General features: G+C 45.8%; 17 protein-coding genes. 4 read left to right on the forward strand and 13 right to left on the reverse strand.

The features are described 5' to 3' along the window. Positions 1 to 117 precede the first annotated feature (117 nt). Positions 118 to 1,365, reverse strand: a complete 1,248-nt coding sequence (locus MSG36_RS04775; protein ID WP_248366544.1) for a TIGR03503 family protein — start codon at positions 1,363 to 1,365, stop codon at positions 118 to 120. Positions 1,366 to 1,374: 9 nt separating this feature from the next. Further along, the gene (gene dnaQ / locus MSG36_RS04780) at positions 1,375 to 2,142 is read right to left on the reverse strand and encodes a DNA polymerase III subunit epsilon (protein WP_017060722.1); all 768 of its coding nucleotides are present in this window, start codon (positions 2,140 to 2,142) and stop codon (positions 1,375 to 1,377) included. Positions 2,143 to 2,198: 56 nt separating this feature from the next. Here dnaQ and rnhA point away from each other — a divergent pair, with 56 nt between their 5' ends. Next, entirely contained in the window at positions 2,199 to 2,663 is a 465-nt protein-coding gene (gene rnhA / locus MSG36_RS04785) for a ribonuclease HI (RefSeq protein WP_017069372.1), read from the forward strand. Between the two features lie 78 nt (positions 2,664 to 2,741). Here rnhA and MSG36_RS04790 read toward each other — a convergent pair whose 3' ends face one another. Then, positions 2,742 to 3,524, reverse strand: coding sequence for a class I SAM-dependent methyltransferase (locus MSG36_RS04790; protein ID WP_048606645.1), 783 nt, complete (start codon positions 3,522 to 3,524; stop codon positions 2,742 to 2,744). Between the two features lie 53 nt (positions 3,525 to 3,577). On the opposite strand from MSG36_RS04790, the gene gloB reads away from it, so the two are divergent. The 3 genes from gloB to MSG36_RS04805 all read left to right on the forward strand — a co-directional run bounded on the left by gloB (position 3,578) and on the right by MSG36_RS04805 (position 6,664). Further along, on the forward strand, positions 3,578 to 4,336 hold the full coding sequence (gene gloB / locus MSG36_RS04795) for a hydroxyacylglutathione hydrolase (protein ID WP_017060725.1): 759 nt from the start codon (positions 3,578 to 3,580) through the stop codon (positions 4,334 to 4,336). 70 nt (positions 4,337 to 4,406) lie between these two features. Continuing rightward, complete coding sequence (locus MSG36_RS04800) at positions 4,407 to 5,981, forward strand: LysM peptidoglycan-binding domain-containing protein (RefSeq protein ID WP_048606648.1); 1,575 nt, start codon at positions 4,407 to 4,409, stop codon at positions 5,979 to 5,981. Beyond that, positions 5,978 to 6,664 carry a YIP1 family protein gene (locus MSG36_RS04805; RefSeq protein WP_017060727.1) on the forward strand — a complete coding sequence of 229 codons (687 nt, stop codon included), beginning with the start codon at positions 5,978 to 5,980 and terminating at the stop codon, positions 6,662 to 6,664. Before MSG36_RS04800 ends, MSG36_RS04805 begins: the two co-directional genes overlap by 4 nt. 106 nt (positions 6,665 to 6,770) lie before the next feature. Here MSG36_RS04805 and MSG36_RS04810 read toward each other — a convergent pair whose 3' ends face one another. The 10 genes from MSG36_RS04810 to fabZ all read right to left on the reverse strand — a co-directional run bounded on the left by MSG36_RS04810 (position 6,771) and on the right by fabZ (position 17,792). Continuing rightward, positions 6,771 to 7,613 carry an endonuclease/exonuclease/phosphatase family protein gene (locus MSG36_RS04810; protein ID WP_048612211.1) on the reverse strand — a complete coding sequence of 281 codons (843 nt, stop codon included), beginning with the start codon at positions 7,611 to 7,613 and terminating at the stop codon, positions 6,771 to 6,773. Between the two features lie 61 nt (positions 7,614 to 7,674). Then, positions 7,675 to 8,013, reverse strand: a complete 339-nt coding sequence (gene glnB / locus MSG36_RS04815) for a nitrogen regulatory protein P-II (RefSeq protein WP_017063373.1) — start codon at positions 8,011 to 8,013, stop codon at positions 7,675 to 7,677. A 130-nt stretch (positions 8,014 to 8,143) separates the two neighbouring features. Further along, positions 8,144 to 8,467 (reverse strand): cytochrome c, encoded by a 324-nt coding sequence (locus MSG36_RS04820; protein WP_170791809.1) that lies wholly within the window; start codon positions 8,465 to 8,467, stop codon positions 8,144 to 8,146. Positions 8,468 to 8,513: 46 nt separating this feature from the next. After that, entirely contained in the window at positions 8,514 to 9,848 is a 1,335-nt protein-coding gene (gene tilS, locus MSG36_RS04825; protein WP_248366546.1) for a tRNA lysidine(34) synthetase TilS, read from the reverse strand. A gap of 124 nt (positions 9,849 to 9,972) precedes the next feature. Beyond that, complete coding sequence (gene accA / locus MSG36_RS04830) at positions 9,973 to 10,932, reverse strand: acetyl-CoA carboxylase carboxyl transferase subunit alpha (protein WP_008224015.1); 960 nt, start codon at positions 10,930 to 10,932, stop codon at positions 9,973 to 9,975. Between the two features lie 45 nt (positions 10,933 to 10,977). Then, positions 10,978 to 14,457: a DNA polymerase III subunit alpha gene (gene dnaE / locus MSG36_RS04835; protein WP_248366548.1), complete on the reverse strand. Its 3,480-nt coding sequence runs from the start codon at positions 14,455 to 14,457 to the stop codon at positions 10,978 to 10,980. Between the two features lie 112 nt (positions 14,458 to 14,569). Further along, entirely contained in the window at positions 14,570 to 15,190 is a 621-nt protein-coding gene (rnhB, locus tag MSG36_RS04840) for a ribonuclease HII (RefSeq protein ID WP_048606660.1), read from the reverse strand. Between the two features lie 33 nt (positions 15,191 to 15,223). Beyond that, positions 15,224 to 16,420, reverse strand: a complete 1,197-nt coding sequence (gene lpxB / locus MSG36_RS04845; protein WP_061038729.1) for a lipid-A-disaccharide synthase — start codon at positions 16,418 to 16,420, stop codon at positions 15,224 to 15,226. 129 nt (positions 16,421 to 16,549) lie between these two features. Continuing rightward, positions 16,550 to 17,338: an acyl-ACP--UDP-N-acetylglucosamine O-acyltransferase gene (gene lpxA / locus MSG36_RS04850; RefSeq protein ID WP_048606664.1), complete on the reverse strand. Its 789-nt coding sequence runs from the start codon at positions 17,336 to 17,338 to the stop codon at positions 16,550 to 16,552. A gap of 1 nt (position 17,339) precedes the next feature. Beyond that, positions 17,340 to 17,792: a 3-hydroxyacyl-ACP dehydratase FabZ gene (fabZ, locus tag MSG36_RS04855; protein WP_009847408.1), complete on the reverse strand. Its 453-nt coding sequence runs from the start codon at positions 17,790 to 17,792 to the stop codon at positions 17,340 to 17,342. Positions 17,793 to 17,863 lie beyond the last annotated feature (71 nt).

Raw genomic sequence — 17,863 nt, forward strand, 5'->3', positions numbered from 1 at the left:
GAAACAAAAACGGGACTCCTATGAGTCCCGTTTTTTTGTTCATGATTTCGTTGCCACAAATTCCAATGCTTTATCTAGCGGCTTATTCTCTCTAGACAATCTAATCATCTAAGCAAATTACTTCGGCGCCTTGAGCTGCATCTCAGGTAACGCTTTTTTCTTCGCTTTAACCTTACGAACCACAAACCAAATCAATAAGCCCAATAGAATCGCGACCACATTACCCACCGCAATAATGATCATACTGCGCTGTCTGTCATCTTCACGTTTTTGAAGGATCATCAACTCTGTTGCGATACGCTTCTGTTCAGCAAGTGCTTCTTCTTGAAGACGTCGTGACTCTGATAAGTCGATATCTTCAACAACGCTGTACGACTGCTCGGTAATAGGAAAGATCAGTGGGCGCTGACTTGAAGCGTCAGTGGCGTAAACCATCCCAGACCAATTATAAATCCCCAAATCGCCATTGTAAGGCACCTCTAGAGCGACTTTCATTGCGTCGACATCCGCTTGCCCCTGCTTGTACATCACATATTCATCAGGAGCCTTGTGCTCAACATGAACCGCTAACGAGCTCGGCGCGATCATCCCCTGCTCACCAGACACCACAATACTATGAGGTAAGCCCTCTTTTCGTGACTGAATGAAGGTGTTAGTGATCGGTGTTGGATAAACCAAGACTTCTTGCTCTTGCGCTCGCAGGAACACACCATTACCAGAGGTAATACGCGCTCGGTATTTACCGGGCTCGATATCAATTGGCAAAGAGACCGTGAACACACCATCTCCAGCCTTTTCATCAAGATCAGCGCCATCATCGGCAAACTCGCCCATCACAACCGGCACCGGGCGCGCTTCTCTCACCAAAGACTCTTCGTTTTCAACAAACTTAGTAAAGGTGACCTTAAGCTTCACGCGATCGAGAAAATCGCGCAGCACCAGCGGCTTGCTATCAGAAGTCAGCCGAGCGGTAAATTTGATGCGTTCTGTTTGATACAACTTATCTGGGAACTCATTAGCATCCAAAACAAGATGAGACAGCAGCTTGATATTGTTCTTAGGGGAAACTTTACCTATCGCTTGCCAAGGGCCTGGCATCGGATTGTCGATAGAGATAATGTCCATGGACGATTCTTCGTACCAACGGACATTATCAGCATTGCGCCAAGAGTAGTATTTCTTGCCATCAGGGCGAACCAAAACGACAGGTTTAGAGTTATCGGCTCGATAAATCACAAAGGTGACTTGTTCAATACTGGGATCAACTCGAAAACGGTTGTCCAATAAACTCATTACGGATTCTGTTGCTGCATGTAAGCCAAAGCTTAACAGCAATAAGCAACCGGTAGCCAATACCCTTAACATACTTTCTCCCTACTGACGCCAGAGGCAGCTTCCGCTTTTCTCGACGAGATCTAAACGACTTTGATGCGCTTCTACTTCATCGGCCGTAGCTCGTAAAACCTTTAGGGATTTTCGACCACTTTCTACTCTTCGTATGCTTTCGGCTTCGCCTTCCTGTTGACCAGCGTTAAATTGCAGCGAAGTTTGACCACCCGTCATCAATAAGTAGACGTCGGCTAGGATCTCCGCATCGAGCAATGCGCCATGGAGAGTACGGTGCGAGTTATCAATACCGTAACGATCACATAAGATATCTAGGTTGTTTCTTTTACCCGGGAATATCTTCTTCGCCATTGCCAAGGTATCGGTAACTTTACAGTAGTCATCCGTTTTACCTATCGCAGGGTTGAGCTTCTCAAACTCATAGTCCATAAAGCCCGTATCGAAGGGCGCGTTATGAGCCACTAGCTCAGCCCCTTTGATAAAATCGAGAAACTCTTTATGTATGTCTTGGTACTCGGGCTTATCAATCAAGAATTCATCGGTAATACCGTGAACGCCAATCGCCTCTTCTTGAATCGCACGATCGGGCTTGATGTAGACGTGGAAATGACGCCCGGTCAACCTACGGTTGATGATCTCGACTGCACCAATTTCAACGATGCGGTGACCCATATAGTGAGGACCACCTTCTGTATTCATACCGGTGGTTTCGGTATCGAGTACAACAATGCGCTTATTTTCGTTCGAACTGTTTTTTTCGTTCGTGCTTTGTTCTGGAGTGCTACTGGTATTCATAAGGATAACTGTGTCAGACTATGCCGATAATGTGCTTGAGGTAATAGTATCAAATCATGACGAAACAAGTTGAAATTTTCACTGATGGTTCTTGTTTAGGCAACCCTGGTCCCGGTGGCTATGGCATCGTACTTCGCTACAAGAAAGTCGAGAAGACGCTAGCAGAAGGCTTCACGCTAACAACCAATAACCGTATGGAAATGCTCGCCGCTGTCGTTGCTCTCCAAGCCCTCAAAGAGCCTTGCTCTGTGATTCTGACCACAGATAGCCAATACGTGCGTCAAGGCATCACACAGTGGATTCATAACTGGAAAAAGCGTGACTGGAAAACAGCCGACAAGAAACCGGTTAAAAATGCCGACCTGTGGCAAAGGCTCGATAAAGAAACCGCTCGCCATAGCGTAGATTGGCGCTGGGTAAAAGGACACGCAGGGCACAGAGAAAACGAGATGTGTGATGATTTAGCAAGAAACGCAGCGGAAAATCCGACTCAAGAAGATACGGGCTATCAACCAAGCTAATCGTCTTTTTAATTAGACGCACATTTCAGAAAGCGATTTATAATTTCTTAAACTGACCAATCGATAAAAAGCCGACAACTAGTCGGCTTTTTCTGTTTTTAGCGGATATGACGCTTTGGTTGAATCCATTGTACGGCGCGTATTGGTTCTAAAACTGGCTCCAACAGGCGAGAAACGTCGCTTAAGGTGCCAATGTGGTTTGATGGGTTTTAGCGGGTACGTACGTTTACGAGCAACAATAAAGTATTGGCTTCCGGCGAAGGACGCACAACCACCTAAACTGTTCTCCAACCACGTCCACATCGCTTGATACTTACTCATCGGAAACAGCGCGTAGGTGTCACAATGAATCACTTCATAATTAAGTACACCTAACCAGTCTTTAATTCGACTTGGCGTGTACATACGCCCACTCCAGGGTAAGCTGTTCTTTCGCCAAGGCATCAAACTGGCAAGTCCTGTGACACTGATTGGGTTGAAGCCAGTGATAATGATATAGCCATCGTCCATCATCACTCGATCGACTTCTCTCAATAATCGATGCGGGTCATTGCTATAATCTAGCTGATGACTCAGTACTACAACATCAAAGCTTTTTTCCAAAAAGGGTAAATTATAGCCATCCGCTATCACATTATGTAATGGGTTCTGGATATCTAGGTTTACTTGATGTTGAATGTTGCATGTGCAGCTAGAAATCTCACTACTGAGGCCGCCGAGCTTGAGCATATGGTAACCAAATAGCTTTGGGCACCACTCATCGAGTCGAGTTTGAATAGATTCTCTCAACCAGTCCCCATTGTGCAATTGCGCCCAAGTGTAAGGACGTTCAAACTTCTTTCTGCTACGTGCTGGCTTCATCAATAATCTGTCTCACTTATTCTGTCGCACTAAAAGTGACTGGAGAACCAATAATGTTACATATCAAAAGCATACCTGCATTTAACGACAATTACATCTGGCTGATTCAAAATAGCGATCGCCGTTGTGCTGTCGTCGACCCTGGTGATGCGGCTCCAGTATTAGAGTACTTGGCACACCATGAGCTAACTTTAGATGCAATCTTGATTACACACCACCACCACGATCACATTGGTGGCGTTCCAGAACTCGTTAGACAATTTCCCGGCGTGGATGTCGTGGGTCCAAGGAATGAACCTATCCCTACCTTAACTCATCCGGTCGATGATGGTGATCAATTAGAACTGTTTGGCGAAGTATTTCTCGTCCTAGGGCTCAGTGGCCACACAGCGGGTCATATTGGTTATGTGGGTGATGCCAAACTGTTTTGTGGCGATGTGCTGTTCTCTGCGGGTTGTGGCCGAATCATGGAAGGCACACCACAACAGATGTTCGATGCACTGAATAAGATCACGGCGCTGCCTCAAGAAACCGAAGTTTATTGTGCACATGAGTACACTGCAGCCAATATCGCTTTCGCATTAGCAGTTGAGCCTGATAACCAACATTTGCAGCAATATCGAGACCAAGTGAACCGACTTCGCGCTCAAAATAAGTCGACCATCCCCACAAATTTGAGACAAGAGAAGTTTGTGAACCCCTTCCTGCGCTATACCGAGCCAAGTGTAGTGAAATCAGTGTCTAATCGCACCGAGCAGACCGATCCTTTATCGGTATTCACCGCTTTACGTGCGTGGAAGAACGAATTTTAACAAATACAGACTTGTCACTCATAGGGGGTGGCAAGTATTATCATCGGCCGTTAATTAAAAAGGCTGTAACATGCGAGTTAAGTACAGCTGGGCTTTGGTATTACTACTTTCTGGTTGCCAATTAACTCAGTCAGAGAATCCAGACCAAGCTTCCGAGCAAACCAACACATCTCCTACTAAAGAAGTTTCTCAAGCGAACGTTTCATCAGAAGCAACAGCCAAAGAAGATCAAAAAGTTGAAGCACCTGTCGTTACTCCACAAACACAAGAAGATGTATGGAAACGCATTGCGATGCAACTTGAAATGGAAGTGCCAGACCAAAAGAAGGTCGACTACTACCGAACTTGGTATCTCAAGCACCCGAGTCATCTAAAAACCGTATCAAAGCGTGCTGAACCTTTCCTATATTTGATCACCACTAAGATTGAAGAAAAAGGCTTACCACTAGAACTAGCACTATTGCCCGTTGTAGAAAGCTCTTTCGATGCGTTTGCCTATTCTCATGGCAGTGCTGCAGGTCTATGGCAGTTCATTTCAGGCACAGGCAAAGACTACGGTCTTGAACAGAACTTTTGGTATGACGGCCGCCGCGATGTTGCCGCCTCTACCGACGCCGCATTGGACTTCCTCTCAGATCTTAACCGACGTTTCGATGGCGACTGGAACCATGCGATTGCTGCCTATAACAGTGGTGGTGGTCGAGTAAACAGTGCAATCCGCAAGAACAAGAAACTGGGCAAGCCAATCGACTTTTTCTCTTTGGACTTACCAAAAGAGACCAGCAGCTATGTACCTAAACTGCTTGCGCTAGCTGATGTCATTGCCAACCAAGAAAAGTATGGCATCGATATTCCGGCGATCCCGAACAAGCCAGTGCTGACTCTGGTTAACCCTGAAGAACAGCTTGATTTAGCCATTGCTGCGAACTACGCAGGCATTCCAGTAAAAGAGCTTCAAGGCTATAACCCGGCTTACAACCAATGGGCGACAGCGCCAGAGAAACACCAACAACTATTACTTCCTTTAGACTCAGTTGAGAAATTCAACAAAGAAGTCGCTGCCAATAAAGGCAAAGGCATGAAGTTGGTGCGTTACAAGGTTCAATCTGGTGACAGCATTAGCGTACTGGCAAGCAAATATAACACCACCAGCAAAGTGATCCGCTCTGCAAACGGTTTGAGCAACAACAATATTCGTATCGGCCAGCACTTACTTATCCCAACATCCACCAAAGACGACAAGACATACGCCCTAAGCGCCTCAAATCGCCTAGCAAGCACACAGTCGAAGAGTCGTGGTCAATATAAGCTCAGCCATACTGTAAGAAGTGGTGACAGCCTATGGACGATTGCACGCGCAAATAAGGTCTCTCACCAATCACTGGCTAAGTGGAATGGCATGGGACCACGCGACACGCTTAGAGTTGGTCAAGAACTGGTCATTTGGAAGAATGGTTCAGACGGCGCCATCATCCGTACGATATTTTATAACGTGAGATCAGGTGACACAGTCAGCGGTATTGCATCAAAGTTCAAAGTAAAAAGTGCAGATGTTGTAAAATGGAACACTTTGCAGAACAAGAAATACTTACAGCCAGGACAAAAACTGAAGCTGTATGTTGATGTAACTAAGGTAAGTGTATGAACCCGTCAAGTAACCCACTCGTCATGCTGTTGGATATATTCCGTTCGCCAACAGCTTGTTTCTTAGCGCTTTATCAGCGAAGTGCTTGGGGATGGCAACCCTACGTCGTATTAATGCTCAGCCCATTTTTATTTTGGGGTGCTTATTTTTCGAATGTAGATTTTGCATGGTTAAGTGCAGAGCTCTCGCAGCAACTGGCTCAAACGAACCCTGACCAATTAGCGTTACTTGACAGCAATACCTTACTCGCAAGTGAAATCATCAGCGACGTATTTGGCCGAACATTAACCATCGTTCTATTGGCATTCTGGTTTAACCTAGCAACCAAGCCAAGCCAACATCAGCACAGCTTTTGGCGATGGTTTGCAGCGGCATCGGTTGTTATATTCCCAGCTGTTTTAGGTGATGTAGCAAGCTACGCAAGCCTGATACTCAAGCATGGACATGTGATGAACTACGCTGCCGACTTGAACAGCTTAAATGGCTTGATCAAGTTACCGTTAACCAATGATTGGTCGCAGTTTGCTAGCTCATTACCACTGCTTCTGCCATGGTACATCGTGCTAGGTTATGCTGCTGTATTAACGTGGACTGAGTTTGAACGCGGGCAAGCACTTGTGATTTCAGGCTTACCATGGGTTGGCTACTACCTAATCTGGGCGCTCTACATTTTAATCTTTTAAGTTGAAGAAATAAGGCTAGCGAAAACTCTCTAGCTTATTGTTCCGTTAGATTTCCCAAGGTAACCACCGTGCGAATGGTTAAGCTCCAATGACTAATAGCTAATCACTATTTAGCCTTAAAGGTCACTCGCATAGGGTTATGATCAGAAGCGTCCGTAATAGGCGCTTTTGCTTTTTCTACCTCTAGCCCTCGATAGAATACGTGGTCGAGTACCAGTCCTGTAATGAACTGAGTTCTGTTATCTGGCTCAAAGGCAACTTCCGTCAAACCAACCTTCTCCAACGCATCTTTCAATACAGCAAAGCGAGCTTCACTCCAGCTATTAAAATCCCCAGCAAAAATAACCGGCCCACGATACTTTTGCAGATTGTCAGTTAAGCTCTTGAGCTGAGCTTCATAATCTTCCGTACCAAAGGTAAAGTTCACAGCGTGGATATTAATCACAGCCAACTCTTCGCCATTGCTTAGTTGGTAACGCGACCAAAGCGCGGATTTAGGCAATTGAAGCCAAGGTTCTTCATGAGTATAAGCACAAGCTTCAATCGGCAAATGAGTTGCTAGGTTGAGTACCCCTGCACTTTGCTCAAAGGCCTCAAACGCATTCACACGAGTACTTCCCCACTGGCCGCTCGTTACCCATTGGCGAAGTCCTTCTGTCATACTCGCTTCTTGCAGCAAGACTAAATCGCTACCTGCCGAAAGCTTATTTAACTCACTCTGCCAATTATTTCGGTTTTGCTTGTAGATATTCCACACCGTAATGTCTAAGCCATCAGACACATCAATCGCTTTCGGTGCAGAGTTTTGGTAGCAACTGTAGATGTCGTTACTGGTACTTTGAGAGGAAGTGATCAGGTTGGGTTTATTCGGGATCACGAAGATAAAATGAAAACTAACGACAGCAAGCGTTATCAATAACGTGATAACAATGATGGTTTTCTTAAACATACAGCACCCTACCAGAAATGAAAAAGGAGCGATAAACGCTCCTTTTAGGGTAATAGTTTTTTTATACGGCGTCTTCGTCTTCTTCGCCAGTACGAATACGTACCACACGTTCAACTTCAGTAATGAAGATCTTACCGTCACCAATTTTACCTGTTTGAGCCGTCTCGATGATGGTATCAACACATTGGTCAGCCACTTCGTCGGTCACAACGATTTCTAGTTTCACTTTAGGTAAAAAGTCGACCATGTACTCTGCGCCGCGGTATAGCTCAGTATGACCTTTTTGACGTCCAAAGCCTTTAACTTCAGATACTGTCATACCCGTAATACCCACTTCTGCAAGTGCTTCACGTACATCATCAAGTTTGAATGGCTTGATAATGGCTTCAATCTTTTTCATGTTCATCCCTTAAACTGTGCGAATGGCTCATTATCGGTTAGCTATAGTAAACATTCAATGAAAAAAGCCAGAGCTTTAAAGCTCTGGCTCGAAATTTATCATCTTGTTTAATCAGCGCTTTGAGAAGGTTTTACTTAAGGCTTGCGTAGTAAGCGGCTAGATTCGCGATGTCTTCATCACTCAGCATTGAAGCTTGAGCCTGCATTACAGCGGCCAAACCGCCGGTGCGCTGGCCGTTCTTATAGGCCTTAATTGATGAAGCGATGTATTGCTCGTTTTGACCTTTAAGGTTTGGATAGCCAGGGATCACTGCGATACCGTCTGCACCATGACATGCCGCACAGATTGCTGCTTTAGCTTGACCCGCAGCAACATCAGCCGCCAGTGCGTTACCACTCAATAGTCCAAATCCAAGAACTAATCCTAGTGTAATTTTCTTCATTGCATATTCCATTAATTATTTTTATTAAAGTGACGTCGAATTGTGACACAAACTTTTTCTACTTGCTCCAAAGCGCTTCACAATCTTGACCTTCGTAGTTTTTATCTACGAATAAGCCTAAAACAGCGATCACTTGATCGCCATCCATTAATATCGGTGTTCTGCGTCGTAACCAACTGGGTACTTGGTACTCTTGAAACAACTTCTTCAGCTTCCTGCTATGACCGCGCCCAACAGGGTGTGCTGACAATCCCTCAGGGTTAAAGATCACTCGCAATGTTCTGCTCGCTGTGTTGAGACTAAAATGTTGCGCATCACGGTGGTTAGATACACCATCACTCGCCGCTGAAGTTAAGTGTAGTTCCCCTAAACCATCAGGCAGAACTAAGCTCTCTTCCATCGAGATATCGCTTTGCCAGTTCGACAAGTCTTTGGTCTCTTTGACGACATAGAGCTGATGATCAAAACGTCTAACTTCAACCTCATTCAACACCAGCTTAGGATTAGCGTCCGCCTGAGCGCATGCCACCTCATCCCATATAAGTTTGAGCTGTTTTTGGCTCGGCATCGGTTGATTACAGCGGCTCAGCCACATTCTTAATAGGCGTGCACGCAGTAAATCAGAGTGCTGAGATAATACCTCAATACTTAAGCTGTGCTTCTCAGTTAAAGCTTGCTGTAAGTGAGATTCTAACAACTCATCCAACAGTAACTCTTGCTCTGCACATAGCTGAGCGCTGCGACTGACCGACTCTCGGAAACTAGGCCAACGCTCGGTCAGTGTCGGAGTGACTTGATGACGAATAAAATTGCGGTCAAAGCGAACGTCTTGATTACTCTCATCTTCTACCCAAGTTAAAGCCATATCGCGCGCCGCCCCTTCAATATCCGTTCTCGTCACCGACAGCAGTGGGCGAACGATATGAGCATTAGCAAACGGCATCATTTTCGCCATTGAAGAGAGCCCTTTCGGACCACTGCCACGCTTCAACGCTAACAAAAAAGTCTCGACTTGGTCATCAATGTGTTGACCTGTAACTAATACATCGCCTTGTCTAATATGCTTTTTAAAGGCTTGGTATCGCGCGTCTCGAGCCAGTTTTTCAACGCTTTCTCCACTATTGATATCTAGCGAAACTCGTTCAATGAACAAGGATATCGACAAAGCATCACACCATGTTTGGCACTGCTCTGCCCAGTGATCAGCATTGGTGCTTAAGCCATGATGAACATGTACCGCGCAGCACTCGATGTGATGGGACTTAGCGAATTGGGCAGCCAACTCCAACAAAACTCGTGAATCGACACCACCACTGAAAGCGACGAGCAACCGACAAGGCTTAAGCGCGCTGTGATCAAGTACAGATGTGAAGGTATCAATTAAGTGTGTCATTAGGCTAATAAACCAAGAGATCGCGTGTGGAGGGATAATGTTTTAATAATAAAAAAGGGTTGGCACTGAGTCCAACCCTTTCATCATTTGTTCGTATAGCTAGCCTTATCGCTAAGGCAAGTTATCAGCAGTAGCCGTAGCTCATTAGACGCTGGTAACGACGCTCAAGCAGCGTTTCGTTATCAAACTGCTCTAGCTCTTCTAGTTGTTTAACTAACATGTCTTTCATGTTCTGAGCCGTTTGTACAGGGTCGCGGTGCGCGCCACCTAGAGGCTCAGGAATGATTTCGTCGATAAGCTCAAGCTCTTTAAGACGAGGAGCAATCAGGCCCATCGCTTCAGCAGCTTGTGGTGCTTTATCTGAATCGCGCCATAGGATTGAAGCACAACCTTCTGGAGAGATTACTGAGTACGTAGAGTACTGAAGCATGTTCACGTAGTCACCAACACCAATCGCTAGTGCACCACCAGAACCGCCTTCACCCACAACGTTACAGATAACAGGAACTGAAAGGCCAGCCATCACTTTTAGGTTTTTAGCGATAGCTTCAGATTGACCACGCTCTTCAGCACCAACACCTGGGTATGCACCCGCTGTGTCGATGAAAGTGATGATAGGCATGTTGAAACGCTCAGCGGTTTCCATTAGACGTAGTGCCTTACGGTAACCTTCTGGCTTTGGCATACCAAAGTTACGGATCACTTTCTCTTTAGTCTCACGACCTTTCTGGTGACCAATAACCATAACAGGACGGCCATTTAGACGAGCCATACCACCCACAATAGCTTTGTCGTCAGCGTAAGCGCGATCGCCCGCCATTTCTTCAAACTCTGTGAATGCATGCTCCAGGTAATCTTTGGTGTAAGGACGTTGAGGGTGACGAGCAAGTTGAGCTACCTGCCATGCACCTAAGTCACTAAAGATTTTCTGTTTAAGCTCTAAGCTTTTTTTCTCTAGTTGTTCGATTTCTTTGTCTAGATCTACCGCTGTGTCACCACCGTGACGCGAAACGTCACGTAGCGCTTCGATTTTTGCTTCAAGTTCAGCGATAGGCTTTTCAAATTCTAGAAAGTTCAGGCTCATCTATGAATCCTTGTTGATTCAGCTCCGCATTCGCGAAGCTAAATTTTAGTTAAATTCGAGTTCTACTTGGCTATTTCCAAGCAGCTGTTTTAATTCGTCTAGCAATGTATCACTTGGCGTCACACGCCATTCTGTGCCCAATGTTAACCGCGCTCTAGCGTCGGCACGCTGGTAGTATACATTGACTGGGACCGTTCCGGCTCTATAAGGTTCTAAGATTTGACTAAAGCGTTCAAAAAATTGACCGTTAATTTGGGATTGGTCGATAGATATCGACACCCCACGAGCATATTTCTCACGGGCGCTTCCTAAGTCCATGACCTCGCGCGCGGACATTTTAAGCCCGCCATTGAAATCATCAAAGCTGACCTGTCCGGAAACGACCACAATTTTGTCTTTTTCGAGCAATTCTGCGTAGCGATCGAGCGCATCCGAGAACAACATCACTTCCATTCGGCCCGATCGGTCATCAAGTGTCATCAAACCGATTCGCGTACCGCGCTTAGTCGTCATCACTCTCGCCGCAATCACCAAGCCAGCAATCGTTAATGATTGGTCACGACGCGTTGGCGTAGCATCTTTCAAACGACAGCTGGTGTATTTCGCTAACTCTTTGATGTAAGCGTTAACCGGGTGACCCGTTAAATACAAGCCAAGCGTTTCACGTTCACCTTCAAGCCAAACCTTCTCAGGCCATTTAGGCACTTGGGTATACTTGTGCTCAACCTCTTCCGGAGCATCGGTCAACACACCAAACATATCAGATTGACCAAAAGACTCAGCATGGTGATGTTGGCTCGCCGCCTTCACCGCATCTTTCAAAGATGCCATCATCGCCGCTCGGTGAGGACCTAATCTATCTAAGGCTCCGGATAGAATCAACTTTTCGATAACACGTTTATTAACCTTCTTTAGATCAAGACGCGCACAGAAGTCGAATAAGTCTTTAAAGTAACCGCCTTTATTTCGCGCTTCAATGATCGCTTCAATAGGGCCTTCACCGACCCCTTTGATCGCACCGATGCCATAAACAATCGCGCCATCTTCATCGACGTTAAAGCGATAGAGACCCGAGTTGATATCTGGTGGTAAAAGCTTGAGCTTCATACGGAAACATTCATCAACAAGGCCGATAACCTTCTCGGTGTTATCCATATCTGCCGTCATTACCGCAGCCATAAATTCCGCTGGGTAGTGCGTTTTCAGCCATAGCGTTTGATAAGAAACCAGTGCGTATGCTGCGGAGTGAGATTTGTTAAAGCCGTAGCCCGCAAATTTCTCTACCAAGTCAAAGATCTTCATGGCCAGCTCGCCATCAACACCATTGGCTTCAGCACCCTCTTTAAAGGTACCACGCTGCTTTGCCATCTCTTCTGGTTTTTTCTTACCCATCGCACGACGCAACATATCCGCTCCACCAAGCGTATAGCCAGCAAGGATCTGTGCGATTTGCATTACCTGCTCTTGATACAGGATGATGCCGTACGTAGGTTCTAGCGTCTCTTTCAGCGATTCGTGTTGCCACGTTTCATCAGGGTAAGAAACCGCTTCACGGCCGTGTTTACGGTCGATAAAGTTATCTACCATGCCTGATTGCAGAGGACCCGGACGGAACAGGGCTACCAATGCGATAATATCTTCAAAACAGTCCGGTTGTAGACGTTTGATCAGGTCTTTCATACCACGCGATTCCAGCTGGAATACCGCGGTGGTTTCAGAATTTTGTAATAGGTTAAACGACGCTTGGTCATCAAGAGGAATCGACTCGATACGAACCGGCTCTTTGCCTTCTTTATTCAGGCGAGGGTTTACAAGGCCTAACGCCCAATCGATGATGGTCAGAGTACGTAGACCCAAGAAGTCGAACTTAACCAAACCGGCGGTTTCAACGTCATTCTTATCGAATTGCGTTACTGGGAAGTTACCTTCTGCATCGGCATAGATTGGCGCAAAATCGGTGATCGTGGTGGGTGAGATAACAACACCACCCGCGTGTTTACCGGCATTTCGCGTACAACCTTCAAGGATGCGACACTTATCAATCAGCTCACGAACTTCTTCATCGCCATCGTAAAGCTCTGGCAATGCAGGTTCAGCAAGGAATGCTTTCTCTAGCGTCATACCCGGATCTGGCGGCACAAGCTTTGAAATTCGATCGACGAAACCAAACGGGTGACCCAGTACACGGCCTACATCGCGGATTACCGCTTTTGCCGCCATGGTACCAAAGGTGATGATCTGAGAAACGGCATCACGACCGTACATTTCAGCCACGTGATCAATAACTTGGTCACGCTTATCCATACAGAAGTCGATATCGAAATCGGGCATGGAGACACGTTCTGGGTTCAAGAAACGTTCGAAAAGGAGGTCGTATTCAAGTGGATCAAGGTCGGTGATATCAAGCGCGTAAGCCACCAAAGAACCAGCACCAGAACCACGCCCTGGACCTACGGGCACATCGTTGTCTTTTGACCACTGGATGAACTCCATTACGATCAAGAAGTAACCTGGGAAACCCATGTTGTTGACAACTTCGAGCTCGATCTTGAGTCGCTCATCGTATTCAGGCCTGCGCTCAGCACGAACTTTTTCGTCAGGGAACAGGAACGCCAAACGTCGTTCAAGACCTTCTTCAGATTTCTTGATCAGGAAGTCTTCAATCGCCAAACCTTCCGTAGGGAAGTTAGGCAGGAAGTATTCACCCAAACGAACGGTCACGTTACAACGCTTGGCAATCTCAACACTGTTCTCTAGCGCTTCTGGAATGTCTGAGAACAGCTCACACATCTCTTCTTCACTACGTAAGTATTGCTGCGCGCTGTAGTTCTTAGGGCGACGAGGATCGACCATAGTGAAACCATCATGGATCGCCACGCGGATTTCATGAGCATCAAACAGGTCTTCAGTTAGGAAAACCACTTCGTTGGTTGCGACAACAGGCAAGTCTTCTTGTTCAGCAAGCTCTAACGCAAAGTGTAAGTATGACTCTTCATCTGGTCGTCCGGTACGAATCAGTTCCAAGTAAAAACGGTCGGCGAAGTACGTTTTGTAAAACTCGACGCTGCTTGCAACCAAATCACGGTTACCTTTCAGTAACGCCTTACCAATCTCACCTTCTTTGGCGCCCGATAGAATGATTAGGCCCTCTGCATTCTCAATTAGCCACTCTTTATCAATTACAGGCTGATGTTGAACATGACCACGAAGGTAAGCTTTCGAGATAAGTAGCGTTAGGTTGTTATAACCTTTATTGTCCGTTGCGATAACGGTGAGCTTGGTCAACTCGTCACCGAATTCCGGAGACTGCATCAAGAAGTCAGCACCAATAATAGGTTTAACCCCACACCCATGGGCAGTACCGTAAAACTTCACCAAACCACACAGGTTGGTAAAGTCGGTCAATGCTAGAGCAGGCATACCCATTTCAGCGACTTTTTTAACTAATGGTGGCACCTTGGATAGGCCATCCACCATCGAAAAGTCACTGTGTACGCGTAGGTGAACAAATTTTGGATCTGACATTATTTTTCCTGAGTTCTAGGTTTGAGCCTAGGATTACAACTGTGTGTATTCTATTTTTTTCTAATACAAGTTAGCAACTTTATTCGATGCCAAGCTCTAGTAAACTAAAGCTCTAGTCTATGCCAAGAATACGTTTTACTGGCTTAAAGCTCTTGCGGTAATGCTCGGTTACACCATGTTTTTCAATCGCTTCGAAATGCGCTTTGGTCGGGTAACCTTTATGCTTAGCAAAACCAAACTCTGGATGAAGTTTATCAAGCTCTTCCATCTCTTGGTCACGAACGACTTTAGCGATAATAGACGCCGCACTGATTTCAGCCACTCGCAAGTCCCCCTTCACAATCGCAAGACCGTCCATCGGCAGTTCTGGGACACGGTTTCCATCTATCAACGCCATATCAGGTTGAACGCTCAAACCTGCGATAGCTCGCTGCATAGCTACCATCGTCGCTTGCAGAATATTCAACTCATCAATTTCTTGTGGAGAACAACGACCGACAGACCACGCTAAAGCTTTCTCTTTGATTTCTGGAAGCAGCGCAAGACGCTTTTTCTCAGATAATTTCTTTGAGTCGTTCAAGCCTTCGATTGGGTTGTTTGGATCGAGGATAACCGCAGCAGTCACCACGTCGCCAACCAAAGGGCCACGTCCTACTTCATCCACGCCAGCAAACAGCTGGTAGCCTTGCGGGTATTCAAATGGAGGAAGCTCTTTTTTCTCTTTTACTGCCATAACTAATCTCTTAATGTTCTGTAAGTAAGCGCTTTATGCTTCAACAAAAGGTCGGTCAATCAATTTCAATACTGCGTTAGCGGCTTGTTTGTCTGCGTCTTTACGGATCCAGTGATGCATCTCGGTAAAGCGTTCGATCAAGGCACTATTATCGGTTGATAGCATCTTATCGACAGACGGGAACAAAAAGTCTGGGTGGCACTCTTCAAGAATATGCTCTTTCACGATCTCTTCACCGGCCAAAATGTTCGGCAGTGACACAAACTCAGTGATCGCCAACTTCTTAACAATGTAACCCGTCAGCTTATTTACTTTGTAACCAACCACCATAGGGCGTTTAAGCAACATACATTCAAGAGCCACGGTACCTGAAGCCAAGAGCACAGAATCAGCGGCGGTAATCACGTTGGTTGCCGTATCTTCGACTAACGTGAATTCAAGCTCAGGTGCGGTCGATTGCCAGATATCAGTAAACTGCTTTTTACGTTGCTCGTTAACGAGCGCAACAACAAAATTGATATCCGGATACTTCTGCTTGATACGTTGGCAAGTTTCGATAAATGGCTGAGCAATCAAACCCATCTCACCACCACGACTACCCGGTAATACGGCTAACCACTGCTTGTCTTGATCAAGACCTAACAGCTCTCGAGCATCTTGTTTACTAGGCTCTAAAGGAATCGCGTCTGCCAACGTGTGACCAACAAACTCACAGGCAACGTTATATTTATCGTAGAACGCTTTTTCGAACGGCAAGAAAGCCAATACTAAGTCGGTTGCTTTGTCGATTTTAAAGATACGCTTTGGACGCCAAGCCCACACTGAAGGGCTCACGTAATGCACCGTTTTGATGCCAGCGTTCTTAAGATCTAACTCAAGCCTTAGGTTGAAATCGGGCGCGTCGATACCGACAAAGACATCGGGTGGATTTTGAGTGAAATACTTAACCAGCTCCGCTTTTAATTTTAACAAGCGAGGTAAACGGCCAAGCACTTCAACTAAGCCCATAACGGCCAGCTCTTCCATCTCGAAAAGAGACTCACAACCCAGGGCTTTCATTTTCGGCCCGCCAATGCCAACGAACTCAGCATTCGGGTATTGTGATTTGATCGCTTTGATAAAGCCTTCACCAAGCGTATCGCCAGACAGTTCGCCGACAACAATGCCTACGCGCAATGGTTCATTCGAAACGAAGTCCGAGCTATTGGTTGCTGCTTCTTGCTGTGCCATAGTTTTTCAATTCCCTTGTTACCTAAAACAAAAAAGACCGCCTAACGAGTAGCGATCTTTTTGTTATACCATTCTGATGAAGTAATTATTGTCATACTCACATTGATTGGTACATAACCACATCGAGTATTAACGAATAATACCGCGCTCAGAGTTCTCTAGCATTTCAAGCATAGGCGCTACCGAAGTAAACTCTTTTGCCATTTCAACTAAAGCCGCTTTCGCTTCTTCAAGTGTTTTACCTGAACGGTATAACTCTTTGTACGCCTTCTGTAGTGCACGAATTTCAGGTTTCTCAAATCCGTTACGCTTCAAACCTACTAGGTTAAGACCGAATGGAGCCGCGTGGTTACCCTGTGCAAGCACGTACGGCAGTACATCTTGAACAACTGCAGAACAGCCACCAATGTAAGCGTAAGCACCAATCGAACAGAACGGGTGAATCGCTGAAAGTGCCATTACACCAGCGTAGTCGCCAACCGTTACGTGACCGCCAAGAATAGCGTTGTTACCAATGTGAGTGTGGTTACCAACAATAACATCGTGCGCTACGTGAGCATTAACACAAAGTAAGTTGTCATCACCAATCACGGTGGTTGCTTTATCTTGAACCGTACCACGATGGATTTGAACCGCTTCACGGATCACGTTGCGATCACCGATCACAACTGTCGTCTCTTCACCGCCGTATTTCTTGTCTTGGTTTTCTTCACCAATAACAGCGTGTGGGAATATGCGGTTTTCTTTGCCTATGGTTGTGTGACCTTTGATCACAACGTGCGACATCACTTCAGTGTCGTCACCGATTGTCACGTTACCAGCAATGTAAGTGAAAGGCCCAACCGTCACGTTAGCACCGATAGTTACATCACCTTCGATTACTGCTGCCGGGTGAATTTTCGCTGTTTCATGAATCATATTAAAACTCTCTACGAGCACATTTAAGTTCAGCTGAACATACAACTACGCCGTCAACTTTAGCAACACCATTAAACGATGCGATGCCACGACGCTCTTTTAAGAATTCAACTTCGATAACCAGTTGGTCACCTGGTACTACTGGCTTACGGAATTTAGCTTTATCTACGCTAGCAAAGTAGTACAACTCGTTGCCAGAAGGCGCACCGAAAGATTTGAATGCTAGAAGGCCTGTTGCTTGTGCCATTGCTTCTAAGATCAACACGCCTGGGAATACAGGAAGCTGAGGGAAGTGGCCTGTGAACTGAGGTTCGTTAACAGAGACATTCTTAATTGCGGTCAGTGTTTTTTCTTTTTCAAAGCTAGTCACACGATCAACCATTAAGAATGGGTAGCGATGAGGTAATAGTTCCTGAATTTCAGTAATGTTCATCGTTGTCTGTTCAGTAGTCAAAGTCGTATTCCTATGTATATTCTTTATTTAATTAATTAGAAGGATTATAAACGAAAAAGACTCGCTGTACG

Origin of the sequence: Vibrio sp. 1CM8B (genome assembly GCF_023161685.1) — a bacterium.
GTDB lineage: Bacteria > Pseudomonadota > Gammaproteobacteria > Enterobacterales > Vibrionaceae > Vibrio > Vibrio coralliirubri.

Coding starts and splice junctions, on each gene's coding strand:
- MSG36_RS04775 (WP_248366544.1), bottom strand. CDS start 1,365: ATGTTAAGGGTATTGGCTACCGGTTGCTTATTGCTGTTAAGCTTTGGC.
- dnaQ (WP_017060722.1), bottom strand. CDS start 2,142: ATGAATACCAGTAGCACTCCAGAACAAAGCACGAACGAAAAAAACAGT.
- rnhA (WP_017069372.1), top strand. CDS start 2,199: ATGACGAAACAAGTTGAAATTTTCACTGATGGTTCTTGTTTAGGCAAC.
- MSG36_RS04790 (WP_048606645.1), bottom strand. CDS start 3,524: ATGAAGCCAGCACGTAGCAGAAAGAAGTTTGAACGTCCTTACACTTGG.
- gloB (WP_017060725.1), top strand. CDS start 3,578: ATGTTACATATCAAAAGCATACCTGCATTTAACGACAATTACATCTGG.
- MSG36_RS04800 (WP_048606648.1), top strand. CDS start 4,407: ATGCGAGTTAAGTACAGCTGGGCTTTGGTATTACTACTTTCTGGTTGC.
- MSG36_RS04805 (WP_017060727.1), top strand. CDS start 5,978: ATGAACCCGTCAAGTAACCCACTCGTCATGCTGTTGGATATATTCCGT.
- MSG36_RS04810 (WP_048612211.1), bottom strand. CDS start 7,613: ATGTTTAAGAAAACCATCATTGTTATCACGTTATTGATAACGCTTGCT.
- glnB (WP_017063373.1), bottom strand. CDS start 8,013: ATGAAAAAGATTGAAGCCATTATCAAGCCATTCAAACTTGATGATGTA.
- MSG36_RS04820 (WP_170791809.1), bottom strand. CDS start 8,467: ATGGAATATGCAATGAAGAAAATTACACTAGGATTAGTTCTTGGATTT.
- tilS (WP_248366546.1), bottom strand. CDS start 9,848: ATGACACACTTAATTGATACCTTCACATCTGTACTTGATCACAGCGCG.
- accA (WP_008224015.1), bottom strand. CDS start 10,932: ATGAGCCTGAACTTTCTAGAATTTGAAAAGCCTATCGCTGAACTTGAA.
- dnaE (WP_248366548.1), bottom strand. CDS start 14,457: ATGTCAGATCCAAAATTTGTTCACCTACGCGTACACAGTGACTTTTCG.
- rnhB (WP_048606660.1), bottom strand. CDS start 15,190: ATGGCAGTAAAAGAGAAAAAAGAGCTTCCTCCATTTGAATACCCGCAA.
- lpxB (WP_061038729.1), bottom strand. CDS start 16,420: ATGGCACAGCAAGAAGCAGCAACCAATAGCTCGGACTTCGTTTCGAAT.
- lpxA (WP_048606664.1), bottom strand. CDS start 17,338: ATGATTCATGAAACAGCGAAAATTCACCCGGCAGCAGTAATCGAAGGT.